Raw genomic sequence first — 20,689 nt, forward strand, 5'->3', positions numbered from 1 at the left:
CCAAGGACATCTGCCCATGACGCCGCTCGATCCTGCCGACCTGACCGCGAAACTGATCCGCTGCCCCTCTGTCACGCCCGACGAAGGCGGCGCGCTGGTCCTGCTCGAAGAAGTGCTGAGCGCAGCCGGGTTCACCTGTACCCGTGTCGACCGCGGCGGCGTGTCGAACCTGTTTGCCCGCTGGGGCGACAAGGGGCACGACCGGACCTTTGGCTTCAACGGGCATACCGACGTGGTGCCGGTGGGCAACCCGGACGACTGGTCGGTGCCACCGTTTTCAGCCGAGATCCGCGATGGCTGGATGTATGGGCGCGGTGCGACCGACATGAAGTCTGGCGTGGCGGCCTTTGCCGCGGCGGCGGTGGATTTCGTACGCGAGACGCCGCCGGACGGGGCGATCGTGCTGACCATCACCGGGGATGAAGAGGGCGACGCGGTGGATGGCACCGTGGCCCTGCTGGACTGGATGCAAGATCAGGGCGAGGCGATGTCGGTGTGCATCGTGGGCGAACCCACCTGTCCCGACCACATGGGCCAGATGATGAAGATCGGGCGGCGCGGGTCGCTGTCGGCGTGGTTCCGGGTGTTGGGGGTGCAGGGGCATTCAGCCTATCCGCACCGCGCGAAAAACCCGCTGCACGCGATGGTGCGGTTGATGGACCGGCTGGCAAGCCACGAACTGGACACCGGGACCGACCATTTTGACGCCTCGACGCTGGCGGTGGTCAACATAGACACCGGCAACACCGCGACCAACGTGATCCCGGCGGAATGCAAGGGCGCGGTCAACATCCGGTTCAACGACGACCATTCCGGCGCCAGCCTGTCGGACTGGCTGCGGGCCGAGGCGGCGAAGGTCGACGCGGAATTCGGTACGACGACCGAGGTGGCGATCAAGATTTCCGGCGAAAGCTTTCTGACCCCGCCGGGGCCATTGTCGGACCTGGTGTCGCGCGCGGTGGCGGCGGAAACCAACCGGGTGCCCGAGATGTCGACGACCGGGGGCACGTCGGATGCAAGGTTCGTGAAAAACCACTGTCCGGTGGTTGAATTCGGCCTTGTGGGGCGCACGATGCACCAGGTCGATGAACGGGTCGAGGTGGCGCAGATCCACCAGTTGAAAACGATCTACACCCGGATGCTGCGGGACTATTTCGCGTGATCATCACGGTGACGGACGATCTGGCCGCGTGCCACGCGCTGCGGCGGGCCGTGTTCATCGAGGAACAGGGCATCGCCGAGCCCGACGAGTGGGACGACCTGGACGGGCAGGCGGTTCATTTCCTGGTGCTGGATGACGCGCAACCGGTGGCCACCGCGCGGCTGATCCCGGCGGGTGACTTTGGCAAGGTCGGGCGCATCTGCGTGCTGCCGTCGCATCGCGGCGCCGGGCTGGGCGCGGCGCTGGTGCGGCACGCGGTCGATCATTGCCGGGCGACGCCCGGCGTGACACGGGTGTTTTTAAGCGCGCAGGCCCACGCCATTCCGTTCTATGAACGGTTGGGCTTCGTGCCCGACGGCGTGGATTACGACGACGCCGGGATCCCGCATCGGGACATGTGGCTGAGCCTGTGACCCGTCATCTGGTTGTCATGCTGAAAGAGCCGCACCCGGGCCGGGTCAAGACCCGGCTGGGTCGCGATATCGGCATGGTGGCGGCGGCGTGGTGGTTTCGGCACCAGACCGCAGGGCTGTTGCGGCGTCTGCGCGACCCGCGCTGGCAGGTGGTTCTGGCGGTGGCCCCCGATGCCGAGGGGCTGCAAAGCCGGATCTGGCCCGGGGATTTCCCGCGTCTGCCGCAGGGGGCGGGCAATCTGGGCGACCGGATGGCGCGGGTTTTCCGCAGCCTGCCGCCCGGCCCGGTCTGTATCATCGGCGGCGATATTCCCGGTGTCCGGCCGCCCCACATCGCCCGCGCCTTTGCCGCGTTGGGCGATCACGACGCGGTGTTCGGGCCGGCGCCCGATGGCGGCTATTGGCTGGTCGGGCTGAAATGCAGCGCGGCGGTGCCGGCGGGCCTGTTCGACGGGGTGCGCTGGTCCAGCGCGCATGCGCTGGCCGACAGCGTCGCCACCCTGGCGGGCAAGCGGGTGGCGCTGGTCGATGAATTGGCAGATGTCGACACCGCCGCCGATCTGCTGCACCTTGGCAGGTGACGGCCCCCGCGCCGCGTGCTAGGCCAAAGTCATGAGCAAGCTGCCCACCAAGGCCGAGATTCTTGAATGGATCGCGGCGAACCCGACCCTTTCTGCGAAACGCGACATTGCCAAGGCCTTCGGGATCAAGGGTGCCGCGCGCATCGACCTCAAGCGCCTGCTGAAAGAGCTGGAGGATGAAGGCCATCTTGAAAAGCGCAAGAAGACCTATCGCGATCCCGACCGGCTGCCGCCGGTCAGCGTATTGCAGGTCAAAGCGCCCGATGCCAACGGCGACCTGTTCGCCCGTCCGCTGGAATGGCACGGCGAAGGGGTGGAACCCACGGTTCTGATCCTGCCGCGCGCGTCCGATCCGGCACTGGGCGAAGGCGACCGCATCCTGGCCAAGTTGCAAGCGGTGCACGAGGCCGACCACAACTATGAGGCGCGGCTGATCCGGCGGATCGGGGCCAACCCGCACAAGATCGTCGGGATTTTCCGCAAGACCGCCGAGGGCGGACGCATCCTGCCCATCGACAAGGGCGCGGACAAGGAATGGTTGGTGACCGCCGCCGCGACCGGCGGCGCGCAGGACGGTGAATTGGTCGAGGCCGAACAGGCCGGGCCGAAGAACCGTCTGGGCCTCCCCAAGGCGCGGATCGTGATGCGGCTGGGCGATCCCAGCGCGCCGCGCGCGGTGTCGCTGATCGCGATTCACCAGCACGGCATCCCCGACGATTTCCCCGACGACGTGGTCGCCGAGGCCGACGCGATGAAACCGGCGGGCCTGAAGGGCCGCACCGACCTGCGCGACTTGCCGCTGATCACCATCGACCCGGCCGATGCGCGCGACCATGACGACGCCTGTTTCGCCGAACCGGATGATGATCCGAAGAACCCCGGTGGTCATGTGATCTGGGTCGCGATTGCCGATGTGGCGCATTACGTGACGCCCGGATCGGCGCTGGACCGCGAGGCGCGCAAGCGTGGCAATTCCAGCTATTTCCCTGACCGGGTGGTGCCGATGCTGCCCGACCGGCTGTCGGGCGACCTGTGTTCGCTGCACGAAGGCGTGCCGCGCGCCTGTATCGCCTGCCGCATGGTGGTGGATGCCGACGGCAACAAGCGGTCGCACAGTTTTGTGCGCGGGCTGATGCGATCACCGGCCTCGCTGAACTATGCCGAGGTGCAAGAGGCGATCGACGGCACCCCCAACGACAAGACCAGGCCGCTGGTCGAGCTGGTGCTGAAGCCGCTGTATGCCGCCTATTTCGCCCTGCGTGCCGCGCGTGAACGGCGGCAACCGCTGGATCTGGACCTGCCGGAACGCAAGGTGGTGTTGGATGACGATGGCAAGGTGACCTCGGTCAACTTTGCCGAGCGGCTGGATGCGCACCGGCTGATCGAGGAATTCATGGTGCTGGCCAATGTCTGCGCCGCCGAAACGCTGGCCGCGAAGAAGGTGCCGCTGCTGTACCGCGTGCACGAGGAACCGCCGGCGGAAAAGCTGGAGTCGCTGCGCGACACCGCGATGGCGGCGGGCCTGGTGCTGGCCAAGGGGCAGGTGCTGAAGACCGCGCATCTGAACAAGCTGCTGCACGACGCGCAGGGCACCGAGGATGCCGAACTGATCCACCTGGCGACGCTGCGCAGCATGACGCAGGCCTATTATTCGCCCGCCAATTTCGGGCATTTCGGGCTGGCGCTGCGGTCTTACGCGCATTTCACCTCGCCCATCCGGCGCTATTCCGACCTGATCGTGCATCGCGGCCTGATCACCGCCCATGGCTGGGGCGACGACGGTCTGTCGCATTGGGACATGGAAAACCTGGAAACCACCGCCCAGCACATCAGCGACACAGAACGCCGGTCGATGATGGCCGAGCGCGACACCACGGACCGGTACCTTGCGGCCTATCTGTCGGACCGGATCGGGGCGGAATTCACCGGCCGGATCAGCGGGATCGCCAAGTTCGGCGTCTTCGTCAAGCTGGACGAAACAGGCGCCGACGGGCTGATCCCGATGCGCAACCTGGGGCACGAGTATTTCCATTTCGACCGGGACAGCGGTACTTTGATGGGGGCCGACAGCGGCACGATCATCACGCTTGGGCAGCATGTTACCGTGCGTCTGACCGAAGCGGCCCCGGTGACCGGGGGCATTGCGCTGGAACTGCTGACGCTGGAAGACGCGGCCATGCCGCAGGGTCGCGGTGCATTCCGCAAGGGGGGCAAGCCCGGGCGCGGCAAGCCGCCCCGGCGCAAGCTGGTGCAAGCGAAGAAGAAAGACGCCAAGGCCAAGGTCAAGCGACAGCGCACCCGGCAACGATAGCGTCGTCAGACCCGGTGGTAGGGGCTGCCCGACAGGATCGAGGCAGCACGGTAGAGTTGTTCCGACAGCATCACCCGCGCCAGCATGTGCGGCCAGACCATCTTGCCAAAGGACAGCAGGAAATCTGCCTCGGCGCGCAGACCCGGGTCGATCCCGTCGGCGCCACCGATCATGAACGCAAGATCGGAACAGCCGCCGTCGCGCCAGCGCCCCAGCCGGTCAGCAAAATCGGGGGATGTCATGACCTGCCCGCGTTCGTCCAGGGCGCACAAAACGGCCCCCTTCGGCAGCGCACGGCGCAGCAAAGCGGCCTCGGCCGCCATGCCACCGCCCTTGCGGTCCTCGACTTCGGTCACGGATGCGGGACCAAGCCCCAGCGCCCGGCCGGTCTTGTCGAACCTGTCGAGATAATCTGAAATAAGCTCGCGTTCAGGACCGGCCCTGAGCCGGCCCACCACGCACAGGTGGACACGCATTCAGACGGCGGTCTTGGTGTCCGCGCCCATCGGCTGCCACATCTTTTCCAGCTGATAGAATTCGCGCACTTCCGGACGGAAGACATGCACGATCACGTCGCCGGTGTCGATCAGCACCCAGTCGCCTGTTTCCTTGCCTTCGACCTTGGCGAAGACGCCATGGTCCTGTTTCATCGCCTCGGTCACCTTGTCGGCAATGGCAGCCACCTGCCGGGACGACCGCCCCGAGCAGATCACCATGTAATCGCCAATCGAGGATTTGCCGCGCAGATCGATCTGCACGATGTCCTCGGCCTTCATGTCATCGAGTTCCTTCAGGATCGCGGCCAGCAATTGTTCGCTGGTTGCGTCCGTGCCTTCGGTGCCGGTCATCGGCACCCCCGGGTCAACGGCCATGGCCGTGTCAGCGGTAAGAGACAGATCAATGTCCTCCATGCAGCGCGCCGCCAAATGCCCCGGCGCCGGGCCTCGTGATCAAAAAGGTAGCACTTTGGGCACAGAATCTCAACGTTTCCACACCCGCGCCACACGCGAAGGCGGTTCCTTGCTTGGATTTGCGGCAAAGGTCAACGCAATTTCTTGAGGATCCGCAGCGAGGCATAGCCATCCGGCACCAATCCCACGGACTTTTGATAGGCCCGCACGGCGGCGATCGTCAGCGGCCCGATCTTGCCGTCGATCTTGCGGGTGTCGAACCCCTGCGCGGTCAGCCGCTGCTGTAATTCGATGCGTTCATTGAACGTCAGCGCCCGGTCTTCGCGCGGCCAGCCCGACCGGATCGGGCCGGCACCGGTGATCCGGTTGGCAAGGTGACCCACGCCGATGACATAGGCATCGGCGGTGTTGTAGGTTTCGATCACGTCGAAATTCTTGAAGATCATGAAGGCCGCGCCTTCGGCCCCGGCGGGCAGCAGGATCGACGCCTTGCCATGGTCGGGCACGGCGCGCCCGTCCATCCCCTGGATCCCCAGCCTGGCCCAGTCGGAGGGCAGTTTCAGGATATCGCGGTTGGCCAGTTCATAGTCGAACCCTTCGGGGATCGTCACCTCGACCCCCCAGGGCAGGCCTTTGACCCAGCCGTTTGTCTTCAGGTAATGGGCGGTCGAGGCCAGCGCGTCGGTCGGATCGTCCGACCAGATATCGCGGCGCCCGTCGCCGTTGAAATCGACAGCAAGCCGCTGGTACGAGCCCGGGATGAACTGCGTGTGGCCCATTGCCCCGGCCCAGCTGCCCTGCAGCTTGTCCGGCGTGGTGTCGCCGGATTGCAGGATCTTCAGCGCGGCCAGCAATTCGCCTTCGAAAAAGCTGCGGCGGCGGCCTTCATAGGCCAGCGTCGCCATGGCCGAGATCACCGAGGTGTTGCCCCGGAACGTGCCATAGGCCGATTCCAGCCCCCAGATCGCCACGACAAATTCCTTGTCGACGCCATAGGCCGCCTCGATCCGGTCCAGCAGGCGCGCATTCTTCGCCAGCGCTGCCTTGCCGTTGGCGATCCGCGTGTCCGAGGCCGCGCTGTCGAGATACTCCCAGATCGTCTTGGTGAATTCCGATTGGGTCTTGTCACGGCGCACGATTTCCGGGTCATAGCGCACCCCCTTGAAGGCGCGGTCATAGACCTTGCCGGTGATGCCCGCAGCAACCGCACGGGGGCGGAAGGACTTGACCCAGATTTCGAACCCGGCCTGTTCTTCGGCGGATGCGGTGACCGCCGGGGTGGGCAGGGCCGGTGCCGCCGGCCGGGCCGACGGGCGCAGCGATGCGTTGGGCGCGATGGAGACAAGCGCAACGGTGTCCGCCGCCGGGCGCCCGATAGGGCGCAGCGACCGTTCGGGGGCGGCCGTGGCGGTGGTGGCGGCGAGAATGGCGATCAGGGCGCTTAGGCGCGGGGACATGGGCGACTCGTTTTTGTTTTTGAAGGGCTGCTCTTGGGACAGGCTAGCGCGACTGTTTCGGTTCTGGAAGCAATCCGTTCGAGTTGTCGCGACTGTCCGCCGATCCACGGATCTGTTCCAGAAACGCCCTCAGCATCGGTGCCCTGCGCGGCCGAAAGCTGGTGTCGCTGACGACAAGGTCGCGCATCCGGTCCAGCCGGAAGGCGCGGTAGTCGCCGCGCAGCAGGCACCAGGTCAGCAGGCAATGGCTGGCTTCGAAATAGACGATGGCCAGCGGGCAGACCGCGCGCCGCGTGTCCTGCCCTTGCCCGTCGCGATAGGCGAAACTGACTTGAACCTCGTCCCACGCCGCCCGGCGCAACTGGCGCGCGTCGATCCCCGGTGGCGGCGGAGGGGCAAACCGGTGCGCGGTCAGGACCGCGTGCTGCAATCGCCTGGACTGCGCCTCTGGCACCCGGGCGCGCAGCTTGGCCAGGGCGCTGGTCGCGGCCTCTTTCAGGGCGGGGTCGCCCACGGCCTGAACCTCGCGCAGGCCCAGCACAAGTGCCTCAAGCTCTTCGTCGTCGAACGCCATGGGGGGCAGGCTGGCGTCTTCGATCAGGGTGTAGCCATAGCCTGCGGCGCCGTCGATCACCGCGCCCAGCCCCCGCAGCGTGTCGATGTCTCGATACAGGGTGCGATCCGACACACCGGTTTCCAGCGCCAGTCGCTGGGCGGTGACGGGGCTGGGCAGGCTGCGCAGGGCTTGCATCAACTGGAATAGACGGGCGGTGCGGGACATGCGATCAGCATAGACTGACTTCCTGACAGGAATCGACAGCAGATCCGTGTTATTGCAGGGGCTGTTCACGATCAAAGGATGCCCGATGCTGACCCTTCTGACTTTTGCCGGTGACAGCCATGACCCGTCTTTCAGCCCGTTCTGCGTCAAGGCGATGTGCCTGTTGCAGATGTCGGGGCTGGACTGGCAGCGCAAGGATGTCGCGATGCCGCGGAACACCCCGCATGGCCGGTTGCCGGTGCTGCTGGATGGCGACCAGGTGATCGCCGACAGCAGTTTCATCCAGGCGCATCTTGAGGCCAGGGGTGTCGAATTCAATGCCGGACTGAGTGCCGCGCAAAAGGCCCAGTCCCACGCGCTGATCCGCATGGTCGAGGAAAACCTGCGCTGTGGGCTGGTGACCGACCGTTGGCTGAACGCGGAAAACTGGCTGTGGGTCAAACAGGCGTTTTTCGGCAAATTGCCGGGGCCGTTGAAGGGAATCGTTCCGAATATCGTGCGCAGGAAGGTGCGTAGGGCGATGGAGGCGCAGGGGATCGCACAGTTCGATGAGCCCGACCGGCTGGCCCGACTGGGTGCCGATCTGGAGGCGCTGACGGTGGTTCTGGGGGATCAGCCCTTTCTTTTCGGGGATGCCCCGACGGCGGCGGATGCCGCAATCCTGCCGGTGCTGAGCATGATCGACGGGCTGCCGAATGACACCGGCTTGCGCCGGTTGATGCGCGCAAACGCGGCGCTGGTGGCCTATGTCGATCGGGCCAGGCCGGTGCTGTATCCCCCGGCAGAGGGTCAGGTGTAGGCGATGATCAGCAGCAAGACGCCAAGGAGGACGCGATAGATGACATAGGGTGTGAAGCTGACCGACTTCAGCAGCCGCATCATCAGGCTGAGCGCCAGAAGCGCCGAGACAAAGGCAAAAACCGCTGCGATGCCGCCGTCGCGGGCGGCTTGCGCGTCGGCGCTGGCCGCGACCTCGGCCCCAAGAAGGATACCGGATGCGGCGATGGTGGGGATCGACATCAGCATCGCCAGCTTGGCCCCGCCTTCGCGTTCGTAGCCCAGCTGCCGGGCGGCGGTGATGGTGATGCCGGACCGAGAGGTGCCGGGGATCAGCGCCACCGCCTGCCACAGGCCCATGATCACCGCGTCGCGCAAGGACCAGTCCGTATCGGTCTTGGCGGTGCCGCCGGTCTGGTCGGCCCAATAGAGCACGATCCCGAACAGCAGCATGGTCCAGCCGATAACCTTGATCGAGCGCATCGCATCGCTAAGACCTGTGAGGTTCAGGACAAGTCCGACCACCACCACCGGGATCGTGGCCACGATCAGCAGGAAGGCCAGTTGTGCGCCGGGAGTGTCGATCCTGCCGCGAAAGACACGGGGCAGCCCGATCAGCCCGTCTTTCACGTCGCGCCAGAAATACAGGATCACGGCGGCCAGGGTGCCAATGTGAACGGCGACGTCGATCACCTGTCCCTGATCGTCCCAACCGGCCAGATTCGGCAGAAGAATCAGGTGACCCGAGGACGAAATCGGGAGAAACTCGGTAACGCCCTGCAATACGGCGAGCAGCAGCAGGTGATACAGTGCCATGGCGTGACCTTTTATGTCGCGGGTGGGGTTTGGGTATCACCTGAACGATTCCAAAGGGAAGCGGTATTTTGGGTCCGTATCGGACCTTATAGTCACCATGCCGCGCCGGAAATCTGCAACCTTGCGGCAAATATTCTCAATATAGGACAGCATTGCTGACTTTTCATTCCTGAAACTCTTGCTTAGAAGGGCGGCTCAGACGGAATCCACGGGAGACAGTGGCCATGGCCAAGCAGCCTATGCTGAAATTCGTACAGATCGAGCGGGACATGCCGGAAAAGCGTGCGGCGGATCTACGCAAGAAGGATTTCGACGAGATTTATGCCGAGTTCGCCGCGGCCAAGGCGGAAGAGCAGGCCAGCAGGTGCAGCCAGTGCGGCGTGCCCTATTGCCAGTCGCATTGCCCGCTGCACAACAACATTCCCGACTGGCTGCGCCTGACCGCGACCGGCCGTCTGGAAGAAGCCTATGCCACCAGCCAGGCGACGAACACCTTCCCGGAAATCTGTGGCCGCATCTGCCCGCAGGACCGCCTGTGCGAAGGCAATTGCGTGATCGAACAGTCGGGCCACGGCACCGTGACCATCGGCTCGGTCGAGAAATACATCACCGACACCGCCTGGGACAACGGCTGGGTCAAGCCGATTGCCCCGGTGGCCGAGCGCACCGAAAGCGTGGGCATCATCGGTGCGGGCCCCGGTGGCCTGGCCGCCGCTGACATGCTGCGCCGCGCCGGTGTGCAGGTTACGGTCTATGACCGCTATGACCGCGCGGGCGGGCTGCTGACCTATGGCATCCCCGGCTTCAAGTTGGAAAAAGACGTGGTCATGCGCCGGGTCGACCTGCTGAAAGCGGGTGGTGTGACCTTCAAGATGGGCGTGAACGTGGGCGAGGACATCTCGTTCGATGACATCCGCGCGGCCCATGACGCGGTGATCATCGCCACCGGCGTCTACAAGAGCCGCGATCTGGGCGGGCCGGGCAGCGGGGCTGCCGGCATCGTCAAGGCGATCGACTATCTGACCGCGTCGAACAAGGCGTCGAACTTTGGCGACACGGTGGCAGAGTTCGAAAGCGGTGTGCTGAACGCCAAGGGCAAGAAGGTTGTGGTGATCGGCGGCGGCGATACCGCGATGGACTGCGTCCGCACCGCGATCCGCCAGGGCGCGGAAAGCGTGAAGTGCCTGTATCGCCGCGACCGCGCCAACATGCCGGGCTCGCAGCGCGAAACCCAGAACGCCGAGGAAGAAGGCGTTGTGTTCGAATGGCTGACCGCGCCGGTGGGCTTTACCGGCGATGCGGTCAATGGCGTGATCGTGCAGCGGATGCGCCTTGGCGCGCCGGATGCGTCGGGCCGGCAAAGCCCCGAGGTCATCGACGGTTCGGACTATACCGAGGATGCCGACCTGGTGATCAAGGCGCTGGGTTTCGAGCCCGAGGACCTGCCCCAGCTGTGGAAAACCCCCGGCCTAGAGGTGACCCGCTGGGGCACGGTGAAGGCAGAATTCACCAGCGGCCGCACCTCGATCGACGGGGTCTATGCGATCGGCGACATCGTGCGCGGCGCGTCCCTGGTGGTCTGGGCGATCCGCGATGGCCGCGACTGTGCCGAAGCGCTGCTGAGCGACCTGAACGCCAAGGCCGCGGTGGCCGCGGAATAAGCCGAAAGGCGGATGCACACGGCATGCACATTCCATGCACAAACCATGCGCATGGGGTGTGACCCAGAAAAGCGCGACAGGACAGAAGAGCTGACCTGTCGGATCAGGAAACCGGAAACCAAGGTGAACGGCGCATGAGCGAGCAGCGGACGGGACGATGCATGTGTGGCGCGGTGCGCTTTACCGCGACCGACGTGCCCTCCAAGGGCGGGATCTGCCATTGCGAGATGTGCCGCCGCTGGACCGGGTCGGCGCTGATCGGGATCACGGTGCCGACGGGCAGCATCACCTGGCAGGGCGAGGCGCCGTCGGTGATCCAGTCGTCGGACTGGGCCGAGCGGGGGTTCTGCGGCAAGTGCGGTTCTGGCCTGTTTTTCCGGGTGACGCTGCAAGGCGACTGGTTCGGGAACACCGAACTGCCGGTGGGGGTGTTCGACGACCCGAACGGGTTCGAGATCACCAACGAGATATACATCGACCACAAGCCCGACAGCTATGCCTATGCCGGCATGGACGGGCGGAGGTTGCTGACGCGCCAGGAGTGCGTCGAGAAGTTTGGCGTGCTGGACGGCGGCGGTCCCGAGGACTGAGCGCGGCGCGCGTGACGATGACGGGACGCGGGGGCCAGCCCCCGCGACCCCCGGGATATTTGGGGCCAGAAGAAGGACCCCGGGTTTACTGAGTGCCGCCATTGCGCGGCCGGACAAGGAGAAGTGCCATGACCGAATTCGACGCGAACTGGGCCGCCGAGATGGCGGCCAAGCGCAAGTGGATGGCCGAGAACGGTCTGTATTCCGAAGAGGAAGAGCATTCCTCTTGCGGGGTCGGGCTGGTCGTTTCGCTGGATGGCAAGCCAAGCCGCAAGGTTGTCGAGGCCGGGATCACCGCGCTGAAGGCGATCTGGCACCGGGGCGCTGTCGATGCCGATGGCAAGACCGGCGACGGGGCGGGCATCCACGTGCAGATCCCGGTGGCCTTCTTCTATGACCAGATCGACCGCACCGGCCACACGCCGCGCAAGGACGAACTGATGGCCGTGGGCCAGGTGTTTCTGCCGCGCACCAACTTTGGGGCGCAGGAAACCTGCCGGACCATCGTGGAATCCGAAGTCTTGCGGATGGGGCATTACATCTATGGCTGGCGCCACGTGCCGGTGACGGTGGACTGCCTGGGTGAAAAGGCCAATTCGACGCGGCCCGAGATCGAACAGATCCTGATTTCCAATGCCAAGGGCATTGGCGAGGAAGAGTTCGAGCGGGAGCTGTATGTCATCCGCCGCCGGATCGAGAAGGCCGCCGCTGCCGCGGGCATCAACGAACTGTACATCGCGTCGCTGTCGTGCCGGTCGATCATCTACAAGGGCATGATGCTGGCCGAGCAGGTCGCGGAATTCTATCCCGACCTGAAGGACGCGCGGTTTGAATCGGCCTTCGCGATCTATCACCAGCGCTATTCGACCAACACTTTCCCGCAGTGGTGGCTGGCGCAGCCGTTCCGCATGCTGGCCCACAACGGCGAGATCAACACGCTGAAGGGCAACCTGAACTGGATGAAGAGCCACGAGATCCGCATGGCGTCGTCCACCTTCGGAGAGCTGGCGGAAGACATCAAGCCGATCGTGGCCAGCGGGTCGTCGGATTCGGCGGCGCTGGACGCGGTGTTCGAGGTGCTGGTTCGCGCCGGCCGGTCGGCGCCGATGGCCAAGACCATGCTGGTGCCGGAATCGTGGTCCAAGCAGGCGGTGGAACTGCCGCAGTCCTGGCGTGACATGTATTCCTACTGCAACTCTGTCATGGAGCCGTGGGACGGCCCGGCCGCGCTGGCGATGACCGATGGCCGCTGGGTCTGTGGCGGTCTGGACCGCAACGGCCTGCGCCCGATGCGCTATGTCGTGACCGGGGACAACCTGCTGATCGCGGGATCCGAGGCGGGCATGGTGCCGGTGTCGGAAACCAACGTGCGCGAAAAGGGCGCGCTGGGCCCGGGCCAGATGATCGCGGTCGATATGGCCGAGGGCAAGCTGTACCACGACACCGAGATCAAGGACCGTCTGGCCAACAGCCAGCCGTTCGGGGAATGGGTCGGCAAGATCAACGAACTGGACGAAGAACTGGCCAAGGTGACCGAAGTCCCGCTGTTCGAAGGCGCGGAATTGCGTCGTCGCCAGATCGCCGCGGGCTATAGCACCGAAGAACTGGAACAGATCCTGGCACCCATGGCCGAGGATGGCAAAGAGGCGATTGCTTCGATGGGGGACGACACGCCGCCCGCCGTCCTGTCCAAGAAGTACCGGCCGCTGAGCCATTACTTCCGCCAGAACTTCAGCCAGGTGACCAACCCGCCGATCGACTCGCTTCGGGAATACCGGGTGATGAGCCTGAAAACGCGGTTCGGCAACCTGAAGAACGTGCTGGATGAATCCAGCGCGCAGACCGAAATTCTTGTCGTGGACAGCCCGTTCGTGGGCAATGCGCAATTCACCGAACTGCTGAAGCAGTTCAATGCCGAATGCGTCGAGATCGACTGTACCTTCCCGGTGGGATCGGGCGACGGCGCGCTGCGGGATGGTCTGGCCCGGATCCGGGCAGAGGCCGAGGATGCGGTACGGTCCGGTGCCGGGCATCTTGTGTTGACCGATCAGCACCAGGACGAAGGCAAGATCGCCATGCCGATGATCCTGGCCACCAGCGCGGTGCATTCGCACCTGACGCGCAAGGGGCTGCGGACTTTCTGTTCGCTGAACGTGCGGTCGGCAGAATGCGTGGATCCGCATTACTTTGCCGTGCTGATCGGTGCGGGGGCGACCGTTGTGAACGCCTATCTGGCCGAAGATTCGCTGGCCGACCGGATCAAGCGCGGGTTGCTGGACATCCAGCTGACCGAGGCGGTGGCGCGGTATCGCGAAGCCATCGACCAGGGCTTGCTGAAGATCATGTCGAAGATGGGGATCTCGGTGATTTCGTCCTATCGCGGCGGTCTGAATTTCGAAGCGGTGGGCCTGAGCCGTGCCATGGTGGCGGAGTATTTCCCCGGCATGGTGTCGCGGATTTCCGGCATCGGGGTCAGCGGCATTCAGAAGAAGGCCGAGGACGTGCACGCGCTGGGCTTTGGCGGCGGTCAGGACGTGCTGCCGGTGGGCGGCTTCTACAAGGCGCGCAAGTCGGGCGAGACCCATGCCTGGGGCGCACAGACGATGCACCTGCTGCAGATGGCCTGCAACAAGGCGTCCTTCGAGCTGTGGAAGCAGTATTCCAAGGCGCTGCAAGCCAACCCGCCGATCCACCTGCGCGACCTGCTGGCGATCAAGCCGCTGGGTGAACCGATCCCGCTGGAGGAGGTGGAGTCGATCACCTCGATCCGCAAGCGGTTCGTGACCCCGGGCATGTCGCTGGGCGCGCTGTCGCCCGAGGCGCACAAGACGCTGAACGTGGCGATGAACCGGATCGGGGCGAAATCCGACAGCGGTGAGGGTGGCGAGGATCCGGCGCATTTCGTGCCTGAACCGAATGGCGACAACCCGTCGGCCAAGATCAAGCAGGTGGCGTCGGGCCGGTTCGGCGTCACCGCCGAATACCTGAACCATTGTGAAGAGCTTGAGATCAAGGTGGCGCAGGGTGCCAAGCCCGGCGAGGGTGGCCAGTTGCCCGGCATGAAGGTCACCGACCTGATTGCCCGTCTGCGCCATTCGACCAAGGGCGTGACGCTGATTTCGCCGCCGCCGCACCACGATATCTATTCGATCGAGGACCTGGCGCAGCTGATCTATGACCTGAAGCAGATCAACCCGCGCGCCAAGGTGACGGTCAAGCTGGTGGCTGCGTCGGGTGTCGGCACGATCGCGGCCGGTGTGGCCAAGGCCAAGGCCGACGTGATCCTGATTTCGGGTCACAACGGGGGCACCGGTGCGTCGCCCGCAACGTCGATCAAATATGCCGGCCTGCCCTGGGAAATGGGTCTGACCGAAGCGCATCAGGTGCTGTCGATGAACAACCTGCGTGGCCGCGTGACCCTGCGGACCGATGGCGGGTTGCGGACCGGTCGGGACATCGTCATGGCGGCGATGCTGGGGGCCGAGGAATACGGCATCGGTACCGCGGCGCTGATCGCGATGGGCTGTATCATGGTGCGCCAGTGCCAGTCGAACACCTGCCCGGTGGGCGTCTGTACCCAGGACCCGGCGCTGCGTGAGAAGTTCACCGGCAATGCCGACAAGGTGGTGAACCTGATCACCTTCTACGCGCAGGAAGTGCGCGAAATCCTGGCAAGCATCGGGGCCCGTTCGATGGACGAGGTGGTCGGCCGGGCCGACCTGCTGCGACAGGTCAGCCGCGGGGCAGAGCATCTGGACGATCTGGACCTGAACCCGCTGCTGATTCGCGTCGATGGGTCCGACGACATCGTCTATGACCGGGCCAAGCCGCGCAACGCCGTGCCCGACACGCTGGACGCCGAGATCGTGCGCGATGCCCATCGCTTCCTTGAGGATGGCGAGAAGATGCAACTGTCCTATGCGGTGCAGAACACGCACCGGACCGTGGGTACGCGCACGTCGAGCCACATCGTCAAGAACTTCGGGATGAAGAACGCGCTTCAGCCCGATCACCTGACGGTGAAGCTGACCGGTTCTGCCGGGCAGTCGCTGGGGGCGTTCGCGGCGCCGGGGCTGAAGCTGGAAGTGTCGGGCGATGCCAACGACTATGTCGGCAAGGGCCTGTCGGGGGGCATCATCGTGGTACGTCCGCCGCAGGTCAGCCCGCTGACCGCGTCGGAAAACACGATCATCGGCAATACCGTGCTTTATGGCGCGACCGATGGCTATCTGTTCGCAGCAGGCCGCGCCGGCGAACGCTTTGCCGTCCGCAACTCGGGCGCGAAAGTGGTGGTCGAGGGCTGCGGCTCGAACGGGTGCGAATACATGACCGGCGGCGTCGCGGTGATCCTGGGCAGCATCGGTGCCAACTTTGGTGCCGGGATGACCGGGGGCATGGCCTATCTGTACGATCCGGCAGGCCAGGTGCGTGACATGATGAACATGGAAACGCTGGTTACCTGCCCGGTGGGCGAGGGCCACTGGCATGACGAGCTGAAGGGCCTGATCGAACGCCACCTGGCGGAAACCAACAGCCGCAAGGCGCAGGATATCCTGCAGCATTGGGACATGGAAAAGGACAACTTCGTGCAGGTCTGCCCGAAGGAAATGCTGAACAAGCTGGCACACCCGCTGGCCGAGCTGGACGCGGCCATTCCGGCCGAATAAGGCAACGCGTGATCAAGAAAGACAGGGGCAGGCTGCAAGGCCTGCCCTTTTTGGTTGAAAGCCGCCCAGACATTTCGCTCGATTTCGCTGAAATGCCCGTGTGGCTCCGCATTTCCGCCCAGATCTGACCGTCTATTCAATCACAAGTCGAACAGGTCTTGTCGCCCTCGACTGTTGTGTGTTCCGGTACAAGTTGTCATCCCGACCCGTCCTGGTGCTCACAATGGACGGTTGTACCACAGGGGTCCGCAAGGTAGCGATTGCGGACCCCGCACACGTGTGTTTGCGCTGGTTCCGCTGCGTGGCTGCGGTTAATATCCGTCGCAAATGGCAGGCGGGCAGAAGACTAAATCCAAAGCCGGGAAGACAGCGAAACCCGACGCGACACCGCGGCGGTTTCGTCCGTTCCGATGGCTGATGCGCTGGACACTTCGCGGGGTCTCGGCGCTGTTTCTGCTGGTGGTTCTGGTCGTGCTGGTGGTTCGGTTCCTGAACCCGCCGACAACCTACTACATGTTCAGCGAAAGCCGCCGGCTGGGCGGCGTCGATCACCAATGGGTCCAGGCCGACGGAATCGCGCCGGTGATGCTGCGGTCGGTGGTGGCCGCCGAGGATGCCAATTTCTGCAACCACTGGGGGTTTGACGTGGCCGCGCTGCGGGCCGCGATTGCCGAAGGCGGCACGCGCGGGGCCTCGACGATCAGCCAGCAGGTGGTCAAGAACGTGTTCCTGTGGCACGGGCGCAGCTACAGCCGGAAGGCGCTGGAGGCGTTCATCACCCCGGTTCTGGAAGGCGTCTGGACCAAGCGACGGATCGTGGAAGTCTATCTGAACGTGGCCGAGTTCGACGAGGGCGTGTTCGGGATCGAAGCGGCGTCGCGACACTATTTCGGTGTCGGGCCCGAGGCGTTGAGCGCAGTGCAGGCGGCGCGGCTGGCGGCGGTCTTGCCGTCCCCCAAGACCCGCTCTGCATCGCGGCCTACCCCCGCTTTGCGGCGGCGCGCGTCGGCGATCCTGGACGGGGCGGAAACCATCCGCCGCGACGGGCGCGCACGGTGTTTCGAGGCAGATCAGTAGGGCGGGAAGGCGCGTGTGCCGCGCCTGCGAGAGGCTCTGCCTCTCGCGCTCTCCGGGATATTTTCGGCCAGAAGAGGGAGGCGGCCGGTCCGGCTGCGGCGCGGTGGCGTCAGGGGGCGTGCATCCGTTCCACATAGGCGCGCAGTTCCTCGGCCTCGTGCCGGGCTTCGCGCAAGCCGTCCATGGCGGCGGACAGTTCGGCCTCTGTCTGGGTCAACTGGTTGGTCAGTTCCGCTTCGCGCTGTTGCAGGTAGGTGATCGCCTGGTCGCGGGTTTCCTCGGCCTCGTGCAGTTCCTGGCTCATGCGCTCGAGTTGATCGACATCGGCCTGGCTGACCCGGGTGAAGCGCGACAGAAGCCAGTGGGCGAACCAGCCAAGGCAGAAGGCGACGAACAGGATGATCGCGGTCGCGATGATGAATTCGGTCCTATTCACTGGCGTTTGTCCCCTGCTGGTCCGTGGCGGTATCCGCGGCATCCGTGTTGGTGCCGGTGTCATCGGCGTTTCCGGTGTCTTGGCCGGTTTGCGACAGGCTTTCAAGCGTTGTCGTGCTGTCCTGTGCAGGCGCTGGCCGGATCAGGCGAAACTCGATCCTGCGGTTGGCTTCGCGGCCTTCCTCGGTCCCGTTGTCGGCGATCGGGTTGGCTTCGCCATAACCCTTGGCGGTGTAGGCGCTGGTCGGGATGCGGCGGTCGAGCAGGGCCTGAAGCACCGCTTCCGCACGGGCCTGGCTGAGGTCCAGGTTCATCGATTCGCGGCCCTGGCTGTCGGTGTGGCCCTGGATTTCCAACGGAATGTCGCCGCAGAGTTTCAGCAATTCCGCGACTTCGTCCATGATGTCCTTGGCCGACGCATCCAGCGTGGCGGAGCCCGGTTCGAAGGTGATCTTGCGGTCGCCGATGACCTCGACGATCTGGGCTTCGCATTCCTCGGGGGTGGGGATGCCCAGCACCGGGTCGAGTTTTTCCAGGTAGGTGACGTTGATTTCGAAGTCCTGGCCCTCGCCCAGCTTTTCGGCCAGCAGGGCGGCGATTTCATCGGTGGCGGTGGGGTTTCCGGTGTTGCCGGTGACCGAAATCAGGTCGGGCGTGATGATGACCGCGCCGTTGTTCAGTTCGGCCAGCGCCTCGAGCCCGGCCAGTACGCGCACGGACCAGGCCGGGGTCAGGCTGTCGTCGACGCGGGCGGCCATGCGCACCACGCCGGACCCGAAGCGGGCCTGGGCAAAGCTTTCGGCGGTGACCCGGGCGATGTCGCTGTTGATGCGGCCACGCAGGGCGACAGCGCCTTCGGGGCTGAGCGTGGCGGTGAATTCCGGCGGACCCTGATCGGAAACATCGGGTGTTTCGGGCAGCACGGCGGTCAGGGCAAAGACCGGCGGCAGCGCGTTTTCCAACTCTCCGATGACCTGATCGTAGAGGTCGGGATCGGTGTCTTCGCGGGCAATCAGGCTGATGTCGGCATCGGAAATGGTGACGCTGTCGCCGCCCAGTCTTGCCAGCGCGTTCAGCGACAGTTCCACCGCTTCGGCCCAGCGGCGTGTCGGCACGCCCAGCCCGATACGGCAGTCGGCCTTGTCTTGCAGGCCAATCGCGGCGGCGGCGGCAAGAATGCGGGTCCGGCTGTCTTCTGTGTCGGCGGAACAGGCGTCAAACCGCGCGCCGTCCTCGTCGATGACGAAGCGCAGGGTGAAGGGGGTGATGACCGGGCGCGGAGCGGTCAGGTCCAGCGCCAGCTTCACGTCCGGCGGGGTGCGGCGGACAAGATCCGCCTCGAGTCGGCGTTTTTCTTCGCCGCTGCCCGCCATCGCGGTGACCGAAACCTTGTCGATCTCGACCGAGATCTTGGAGCGGGGCAGGTCGCCCAGGGTCGACAGCGCGAATTCCAGGGCGTCATCCCAGCTTGCGGGAGCGTCGAAACTGGCCCCTTCGAGGAAATCCGACACCGGCACGTCGCGGCCGACCTTGCGCTGGATGCGGTCCAGCAGTTCTGCGCGGTCGGTTTTCGCCGGGATCAGCCCGATCAGCGACAGCCCGGCATCGTTGCGCAGGATTTCGACCGAGAAGCGCGGCGGCGTCAGGCCTTCGCTTTCAGTGACGGTCATCTGGTCCAGCACCCGGGCGGCATCGACCACCCGGCCCGCGGCGCTGACCGCCTGAAAACGGTCAGCCTCGGTCGGGGCGTTGCCGGCAAGAAAGACCTGAAGGCCGTTGGCGTCGACCGTGGCCCAGGTCAGGCCTTCGCGGTCCAGTTCGGACTGGACCCCGACGATGGACGCGTCTTCGATCAGGCGCGACGAGAAATAGGCCGCGACGATGGCAAGCGCCCCGGCAATGACAAAAGCCGCGAGGGTCAGGAACAGCGATGACAGGCGCATGGGCATCCGGGGTCCGTTAATTCGAGCCCGTGATACGCCGGGTGCGCGGTCGGTTCAATCACACGAAAACGGCAACGGCGAAAAACAGCACAGGCAGCAGACCGGTGTCGCGGTTGGCGCGGAACAGGATCAGCAGCACCGACGGGTCGTCGATGTCCAGTTTCCGCATCTGCCAGACCATGTGCCAGCCCATCGCCCAGGGGCCCACCAGCGCCAGCACCATCGTCAACGGGTTGGCCGCCGGAACCGCGGTGATGATCGCAAGCGCCATCAGCGTGACGGTGGCAACAAGGAACCGGCGCAGCCAGATCGCGGTGTTGTCGCCGAACAGGCGCGCGGTGGATTTCACCCCGATCAGCGCGTCGTCTTCCTTGTCCTGGTGGGCATAGATCGTGTCATAGAACAATGTCCAGGCCATGCCTGACAGGTACAGAAGGACAGCCGGCAGGCCCAGGCTGCCGCTGTGCGCGGTCCAGGCCAGCAATGCGCCCCAGTTGAACGCGATGCCCAGAAAGACCTGGGGCCACCAGGTGAACCGCTTTGCGAAGGGGTAAATCGCGACCGGCAACAGCGAGATCACCCCAAGGGCGATGGCCATCGGCGGAAAGGTCAGCAGGATGGCAAAGGAAATCAGCGATTGCGCCGCCGCCCAGGCCAGCGCCTGTTTCACGCTGACCTGCCCGGACGGGATCGGGCGCGACGCGGTGCGCGCGACCGACCCATCGAAGTCGCGGTCGGTGATGTCGTTCCAGGTACAGCCCGCGCCCCGCATCAGGAAGGCGCCGATGGCGCAACCGACAAAGATCCACAGGTCGAACAGCCGGACCTGACCGTCGCTGACCATCGACAGCAGCAAGCCCCACCAGCAGGGCAGCAGCAAAAGCCAGGTGCCGATCGGCCGGTCTGCGCGGCTGAGGCGCAGGTAGGGGCGCGTGGCCGGCGGGGCAAGATGATCGACCCAGTTGCCTGTCACCGCGTCGGAAACCTGGCCGTCAGCAACGGGCGGATTTTCCCGGCCGTCGGCCAAGCGCGGGTTTTCCCGGCCTGCGGCCAAGCGCGGGTTTTCCCGGCTTGCGGCCTCTGGCGTTGTCTTGGGTCCGGTCATAT

At 65.1% G+C, this 20,689-nt stretch carries 17 protein-coding genes; 9 read left to right on the forward strand and 8 right to left on the reverse strand.

Annotated features, from left to right (window positions below; all coding sequences use genetic code 11):
* Nucleotides 1–16: 16 nt before the first annotated feature.
* From dapE to rnr, 4 genes are read left to right on the forward strand one after another with little or no spacing between them, the layout of a single operon-like run.
* On the forward strand, nt 17–1,162 hold the full coding sequence (gene dapE / locus VK792_RS00600) for a succinyl-diaminopimelate desuccinylase (RefSeq protein WP_326295271.1): 1,146 nt from the start codon (nt 17–19) through the stop codon (nt 1,160–1,162).
* The gene (locus VK792_RS00605) at nt 1,159–1,575 is read left to right on the forward strand and encodes a GNAT family N-acetyltransferase (RefSeq protein WP_326295273.1); all 417 of its coding nucleotides are present in this window, start codon (nt 1,159–1,161) and stop codon (nt 1,573–1,575) included. Before dapE ends, VK792_RS00605 begins: the two co-directional genes overlap by 4 nt.
* On the forward strand, nt 1,572–2,156 hold the full coding sequence (locus VK792_RS00610; protein ID WP_326295274.1) for a TIGR04282 family arsenosugar biosynthesis glycosyltransferase: 585 nt from the start codon (nt 1,572–1,574) through the stop codon (nt 2,154–2,156). Before VK792_RS00605 ends, VK792_RS00610 begins: the two co-directional genes overlap by 4 nt.
* A gap of 31 nt (nt 2,157–2,187) precedes the next feature.
* The gene (rnr, locus tag VK792_RS00615; protein ID WP_326295276.1) at nt 2,188–4,467 is read left to right on the forward strand and encodes a ribonuclease R; all 2,280 of its coding nucleotides are present in this window, start codon (nt 2,188–2,190) and stop codon (nt 4,465–4,467) included.
* Between the two features lie 5 nt (nt 4,468–4,472).
* Here rnr and rlmH read toward each other — a convergent pair whose 3' ends face one another.
* The 4 genes from rlmH to VK792_RS00635 all read right to left on the reverse strand — a co-directional run bounded on the left by rlmH (nt 4,473) and on the right by VK792_RS00635 (nt 7,616).
* A complete protein-coding gene (rlmH, locus tag VK792_RS00620) occupies nt 4,473–4,943 on the reverse strand; it encodes a 23S rRNA (pseudouridine(1915)-N(3))-methyltransferase RlmH (RefSeq protein WP_326295279.1) in 471 nt (156 codons plus the stop codon).
* The gene (gene rsfS / locus VK792_RS00625) at nt 4,944–5,315 is read right to left on the reverse strand and encodes a ribosome silencing factor (RefSeq protein ID WP_435404817.1); all 372 of its coding nucleotides are present in this window, start codon (nt 5,313–5,315) and stop codon (nt 4,944–4,946) included. It lies immediately after the preceding gene.
* Between the two features lie 194 nt (nt 5,316–5,509).
* Nucleotides 5,510–6,835: a lytic murein transglycosylase gene (locus VK792_RS00630; RefSeq protein ID WP_326295281.1), complete on the reverse strand. Its 1,326-nt coding sequence runs from the start codon at nt 6,833–6,835 to the stop codon at nt 5,510–5,512.
* Between the two features lie 43 nt (nt 6,836–6,878).
* A complete protein-coding gene (locus VK792_RS00635; RefSeq protein ID WP_326295283.1) occupies nt 6,879–7,616 on the reverse strand; it encodes a helix-turn-helix transcriptional regulator in 738 nt (245 codons plus the stop codon).
* 85 nt (nt 7,617–7,701) lie between these two features.
* Here VK792_RS00635 and VK792_RS00640 point away from each other — a divergent pair, with 85 nt between their 5' ends.
* Entirely contained in the window at nt 7,702–8,415 is a 714-nt protein-coding gene (locus tag VK792_RS00640; RefSeq protein ID WP_326295286.1) for a glutathione S-transferase family protein, read from the forward strand.
* Here the strand turns inward: VK792_RS00640 and VK792_RS00645 are convergent.
* The gene (locus VK792_RS00645) at nt 8,406–9,209 is read right to left on the reverse strand and encodes an undecaprenyl-diphosphate phosphatase (RefSeq protein WP_326295288.1); all 804 of its coding nucleotides are present in this window, start codon (nt 9,207–9,209) and stop codon (nt 8,406–8,408) included. The genes VK792_RS00640 and VK792_RS00645 overlap by 10 nt on opposite strands.
* A gap of 224 nt (nt 9,210–9,433) precedes the next feature.
* Between VK792_RS00645 and VK792_RS00650 the strand changes: the two genes are divergently transcribed.
* The 4 genes from VK792_RS00650 (at nt 9,434) to mtgA (ending at nt 17,204) form a co-directional block, all read left to right on the forward strand.
* Nucleotides 9,434–10,870 (forward strand): NAD(P)-dependent oxidoreductase, encoded by a 1,437-nt coding sequence (locus tag VK792_RS00650; RefSeq protein ID WP_326295290.1) that lies wholly within the window; start codon nt 9,434–9,436, stop codon nt 10,868–10,870.
* A 134-nt stretch (nt 10,871–11,004) separates the two neighbouring features.
* The gene (locus VK792_RS00655) at nt 11,005–11,460 is read left to right on the forward strand and encodes a GFA family protein (RefSeq protein WP_326295291.1); all 456 of its coding nucleotides are present in this window, start codon (nt 11,005–11,007) and stop codon (nt 11,458–11,460) included.
* Between the two features lie 128 nt (nt 11,461–11,588).
* Entirely contained in the window at nt 11,589–16,127 is a 4,539-nt protein-coding gene (gltB, locus tag VK792_RS00660; protein WP_326295293.1) for a glutamate synthase large subunit, read from the forward strand.
* Between the two features lie 327 nt (nt 16,128–16,454).
* Nucleotides 16,455–17,204 (forward strand): monofunctional biosynthetic peptidoglycan transglycosylase, encoded by a 750-nt coding sequence (mtgA, locus tag VK792_RS00665; protein ID WP_435404814.1) that lies wholly within the window; start codon nt 16,455–16,457, stop codon nt 17,202–17,204.
* A 109-nt stretch (nt 17,205–17,313) separates the two neighbouring features.
* Here mtgA and VK792_RS00670 read toward each other — a convergent pair whose 3' ends face one another.
* From VK792_RS00670 to ubiA, 3 genes are read right to left on the reverse strand one after another with little or no spacing between them, the layout of a single operon-like run.
* Nucleotides 17,314–17,640 carry a hypothetical protein gene (locus VK792_RS00670; RefSeq protein ID WP_326295297.1) on the reverse strand — a complete coding sequence of 109 codons (327 nt, stop codon included), beginning with the start codon at nt 17,638–17,640 and terminating at the stop codon, nt 17,314–17,316.
* Nucleotides 17,633–19,588, reverse strand: a complete 1,956-nt coding sequence (locus tag VK792_RS00675; RefSeq protein ID WP_435404815.1) for an OmpA family protein — start codon at nt 19,586–19,588, stop codon at nt 17,633–17,635. The genes VK792_RS00670 and VK792_RS00675 overlap by 8 nt, the downstream gene beginning before the upstream one ends.
* A 52-nt stretch (nt 19,589–19,640) precedes the next feature.
* Nucleotides 19,641–20,687: a 4-hydroxybenzoate octaprenyltransferase gene (gene ubiA / locus VK792_RS00680; protein ID WP_353962931.1), complete on the reverse strand. Its 1,047-nt coding sequence runs from the start codon at nt 20,685–20,687 to the stop codon at nt 19,641–19,643.
* Nucleotides 20,688–20,689 lie beyond the last annotated feature (2 nt).

Source organism: Mesobacterium hydrothermale, from assembly GCF_035818635.1.
Taxonomy (GTDB): Bacteria; Pseudomonadota; Alphaproteobacteria; order Rhodobacterales; family Rhodobacteraceae; genus Mesobacterium_A; species Mesobacterium_A hydrothermale.

Excerpts from the sequence above, each read along its gene's own strand:
- dapE (WP_326295271.1), top strand. The coding sequence starts at position 17 with ATGACGCCGCTCGATCCTGCCGACCTGACCGCGAAACTGATCCGCTGC.
- rnr (WP_326295276.1), top strand. The coding sequence starts at position 2,188 with ATGAGCAAGCTGCCCACCAAGGCCGAGATTCTTGAATGGATCGCGGCG.
- rlmH (WP_326295279.1), bottom strand. The coding sequence starts at position 4,943 with ATGCGTGTCCACCTGTGCGTGGTGGGCCGGCTCAGGGCCGGTCCTGAA.
- rsfS (WP_435404817.1), bottom strand. The coding sequence starts at position 5,315 with ATGACCGGCACCGAAGGCACGGACGCAACCAGCGAACAATTGCTGGCC.
- VK792_RS00630 (WP_326295281.1), bottom strand. The coding sequence starts at position 6,835 with ATGTCCCCGCGCCTAAGCGCCCTGATCGCCATTCTCGCCGCCACCACC.
- VK792_RS00635 (WP_326295283.1), bottom strand. The coding sequence starts at position 7,616 with ATGTCCCGCACCGCCCGTCTATTCCAGTTGATGCAAGCCCTGCGCAGC.
- VK792_RS00640 (WP_326295286.1), top strand. The coding sequence starts at position 7,702 with ATGCTGACCCTTCTGACTTTTGCCGGTGACAGCCATGACCCGTCTTTC.
- VK792_RS00645 (WP_326295288.1), bottom strand. The coding sequence starts at position 9,209 with ATGGCACTGTATCACCTGCTGCTGCTCGCCGTATTGCAGGGCGTTACC.
- VK792_RS00650 (WP_326295290.1), top strand. The coding sequence starts at position 9,434 with ATGGCCAAGCAGCCTATGCTGAAATTCGTACAGATCGAGCGGGACATG.
- VK792_RS00655 (WP_326295291.1), top strand. The coding sequence starts at position 11,005 with ATGAGCGAGCAGCGGACGGGACGATGCATGTGTGGCGCGGTGCGCTTT.
- gltB (WP_326295293.1), top strand. The coding sequence starts at position 11,589 with ATGACCGAATTCGACGCGAACTGGGCCGCCGAGATGGCGGCCAAGCGC.
- mtgA (WP_435404814.1), top strand. The coding sequence starts at position 16,455 with ATGGCAGGCGGGCAGAAGACTAAATCCAAAGCCGGGAAGACAGCGAAA.
- VK792_RS00675 (WP_435404815.1), bottom strand. The coding sequence starts at position 19,588 with ATGCCCATGCGCCTGTCATCGCTGTTCCTGACCCTCGCGGCTTTTGTC.
- ubiA (WP_353962931.1), bottom strand. The coding sequence starts at position 20,687 with ATGACCGGACCCAAGACAACGCCAGAGGCCGCAAGCCGGGAAAACCCG.